This is a genomic window from Streptomyces sp. NPDC037288 (assembly GCF_055603265.1).
In genome coordinates, this window is the sequence record NZ_JBVJVY010000165.1 from 1 (window position 1) to 3,416 (window position 3,416).

The following is a 3,416-nucleotide window of genomic DNA, read 5'->3' on the forward strand; positions in this document are numbered from 1 at the left end:
GGCGTGGAAGTCGCGGCCGATCAGGTCCGGGGCCGGTCTCGCCTTCTTGTCCGGCCGGGTCAGCGAGCGCCGTCGGCGGCGGTGGGCGCCCTGGAAACTTCAATGCGGAGTTGGGCGTGCTGAGCCAGTTCCGTGCCCCGATCCCACGTCAGGGACCTGCGCAGTTGCTCGGGCAGGGTGGTGATGGTGGCGGTGATCGCGTCTTTGACGGCCTCGGCTCCCCGGCCGGCCAGCGCGGGCCCGTTCTTGGTGCGCGGTTCGGTGCCGAAGCCTTCCATCCGGGGCAGGTGCAACAGCATCGTGAACCGCGTGGTGCGCTCGACCAGCGTGCCGATCGCGGACCGACCGGTCCCGATGATGAGATCGCCTTCCCAGTGATCCGGGACAGCGCGGTCAGCTGCCTCAGCGGGCCGCTCGCTGATCAGCACATCGGCGGTGACGTGGCCACGGATGCTCTGCCTGGTGCGCTCCCGCGGGACGCGCAGTGACCGTCCGGTACGCAGGCAGGCGACCAGCTCGCGCTTGAGCGCCCCGCGTCCTTGGACATAGAGAGCCTGGTAAATCGCTTCCGCAGAGATGCGCATGGACTCATCCTCGGGGAAGTCCACCTTGAGCCGCTGCGATATCTGCTCCGGGCTCCACGCCGTCGCCCAGCGGCGGTCCTGCCGTCTCGGCTTGTTCCTGCCCTGCCACGGCGGCACCTGAGGTCCCTCGATGACCTGGCCGTCCAGGGCGTGGACGACGGTCCCGGCCAGCCGGTCCTGCACGTACTCGCGCAGGCGCTCGTTGGCCACCAGCTTCGCCGTCTTCGGCCTCTGCGCGCGCCGCTCGGCATGCCACTGTGCCAGCGAGGCCCGGTACTCCAGGTGGTAGGTCCGGGTGGAGGCGCCTCGCCGCAGCTCCCGCGAGATCGTGGAAGGCGAACGCCCCAGACGCCACGCGATCGCACGGACGCCGAGGCCCCGGGCACGCAGCAGAGCGATCTCCTCCCGTTCGGCGAACGACAGGTAGCGGCCGGACACGGTCGGGACGAGGCACGGATTCACCCCGCCAGCATGACGAAACCACCGCGACCCCACGGCCGGGGAGACCTCGATCTCGGCCGCGGCGTCCACCGAGCTCAACCCTCGCGCGATCGCCTGCCAGAACCGGACCCGGTCCTCACGCCAGGCGACGCTCGGCCGGCCCGGCGACGGCAACTGCCCGCGATACTCCCGTGCCGCCCGCTGCCGATTCCCCACACCCACCCGCAAACCTCCAGCTCACAGGGGCGTTGCGACGACCGATTGAATCCGCCCAATACACGAGCGTGACGTTCGGCCGCCACTGCGAGCAGGCGGGCATCCGCCCCTCCACCGGCCGGGCCGGCTCCTGCTTCGATAACGCGGTGACCGAGAGCTTCTTCGCTTCCCTGGAAACCGAGCTCATCGACCGAACCGCCTTCCGCACACGCCGCCACGCCGAACAAGAGCTTTCCAGCTACATCGAAGGCTTCTACAACCCCTGGCGCCGCCACTCGGCCAACGGCCAGCTCAGCCCTGCCAGCCCTACCCCCACCGGGCTCGATGCCCGCTGATGCGGCGACATCACCTACGTCCCGACCGAGGAGGGCCGGCTCGACCTGACCACCGTCGACAACGCCGGAAGCACCGTTTCGACAGAGGAGTTGACGTTTCGCACGTGATGCCGATTACGGGACAGAGCCGTTCGTTTGACGGACCCGCTGACGAACCCTCATGCAAGATCGTGGTCGAAGTCCCTTGCCTGCGCGAGGAGTTGGCGAGCGGCATGGTGCCGTTGGTACGGCTGGAGTCGTTGTCTCAGGGTATGCAGGTGGGCTCTGGCACGGGCGGAGCTGAGACTGGGGTAGGCAGTGAGGAAGGCTTGCCACTGAGGCAGCGCTTGTTCGAGGTGGCCCATTTGGAAGTGGGTTTCAGCGAGGCGGGCACGGGTGAGGGAAGCAGCGCGGTATTCGGCCGCAGTGCGCAGGCGAAGGGACGTCTTCAGGGCGCTCACGGATCCAGGGCGGTCGCCGAGGATGTTGAGTGTCTGAGCGCGTTGGTAATACAGCCCACCGACCGGGTAAGCGGTGAAGGGCCCGGGAGGTGCATCAGCATGGGCATGCGCATGGAGATGTTCAGCGCGTGAGAGGGCGTCCAAAGCGGCGTGCCGGTCGTAATAGGCCAACAGCACCGCATAGTTCGCTTGCGTATATGCCTGGACGGCGAGCGGGGCGGCGCTGGCGTGGTAGACAGACTGTTTGCTCAGGCGCAGGACGGCAGGTGTGTGATGACCCAGCTCGTAGGCGTGAGCGCTCATGGTACGCAAAGTGATGGCGAGGGTGGCATGGTCACCGGCGTCGGCGGCGAGCCGGGCGGCTATGCGATGGTACTGTTGAGCGGTCCTGTCATAACCGCTGTCCATGCTCACATTGCCCAGCAACAGGATCAGTTGAGAAGCTGCGGACAACTCGCTGTGGCGGTCCTGCGCGCGCGCCGACGAGTGCAGGACGGGGATGACGCGATGGGCGACGAACGCGGCCAGAGCAGGCCTCACCGGTTCTCCGCCGTATTTCTCGGCCGCCATATGAAACAGATGTGACATTCCGTGCCAGCGATCGACCGTAACCGGCAGAGGATGCACAGCCTCCGGTCCGTGCGATGATGACTGGCTCCCTGCGGGAGTGGACATGACATCATCTGGCACGAACAGGGCGGACAGGCTGAAACTGTCGGCTCCCAACAGCGACTGACGGGCGGGGTCGAGCTCAGCGCCGGTAATCTGGGCCAGCTTGCGCAATGGATCTGCCTCCCACGCCGGATCCACGACCAATGCTGGGGTGTGCGTGAGGCCCGCCTCCTGTGCGGTGACCGGTCGGCCCAGGCGACGGGACAAGCATTCCAAGAGCAGTGCTGGGGCGGGCGGCCTAGGCTGAGTACCGCCTAGCCAACGCCGCACTGCACTGTCGTCGAAGGACACAGACATACCCTGCTCAGCAGCCAGCGCGCGCAACGCGCGTGCCAACTGCGCGGGGGTGAACCCCGCTGCCTGAACCAATGTACTCAAGCAGGTGTTCGGTTCGCGGGACATACTCCCCCTTTGACCATTCCATGGAAGGCGGCGATCTCCTCGCTCGGCTCGTTAGGTCGTCAGAAGAGGCCGCTACCCTCGTCCTCACGCAAAGAGCCACGCAGCCACGGCCCTCGGTGTCGCGGACGCACAGACCCATCTTGTATTGAGACGCTTGTTCGGTCTAGCCTTGCCGCAGACATCATCATGGGCGAGAACCACAAACGAATCAGTCCAAGCCACCGGCGGCACTGAACCGTTCCGGGTTTGATCGAGACTCTAGGTCGTGACTGTGACCTGGGGTTTCGTGGCTTCTCGGTAGTAGGTGGTCTCGTATTCGACGGGCG

2 protein-coding genes and 1 pseudogene are annotated in these 3,416 nt (G+C 66.4%); 1 reads left to right on the top strand and 2 read right to left on the bottom strand.

Annotation, left to right across the window (positions count from 1 at the left end; translation table 11 throughout):
* Positions 1-98: 98 nt before the first annotated feature.
* Positions 99-1,247, bottom strand: a pseudogene (locus ACZ7GZ_RS42800) (IS30 family transposase); the annotation flags it as partial.
* A 62-nt stretch (positions 1,248-1,309) separates the two neighbouring features.
* Here ACZ7GZ_RS42800 and ACZ7GZ_RS42805 point away from each other — a divergent pair.
* Positions 1,310-1,576 (top strand): integrase core domain-containing protein, encoded by a 267-nt coding sequence (locus ACZ7GZ_RS42805; RefSeq protein ID WP_471033230.1) that lies wholly within the window; start codon positions 1,310-1,312, stop codon positions 1,574-1,576.
* A 158-nt stretch (positions 1,577-1,734) separates the two neighbouring features.
* Here the strand turns inward: ACZ7GZ_RS42805 and ACZ7GZ_RS42810 are convergent, their stop codons facing one another.
* A complete protein-coding gene (locus ACZ7GZ_RS42810; RefSeq protein WP_471033232.1) occupies positions 1,735-2,799 on the bottom strand; it encodes a hypothetical protein in 1,065 nt (354 codons plus the stop codon).
* Positions 2,800-3,416 lie beyond the last annotated feature (617 nt).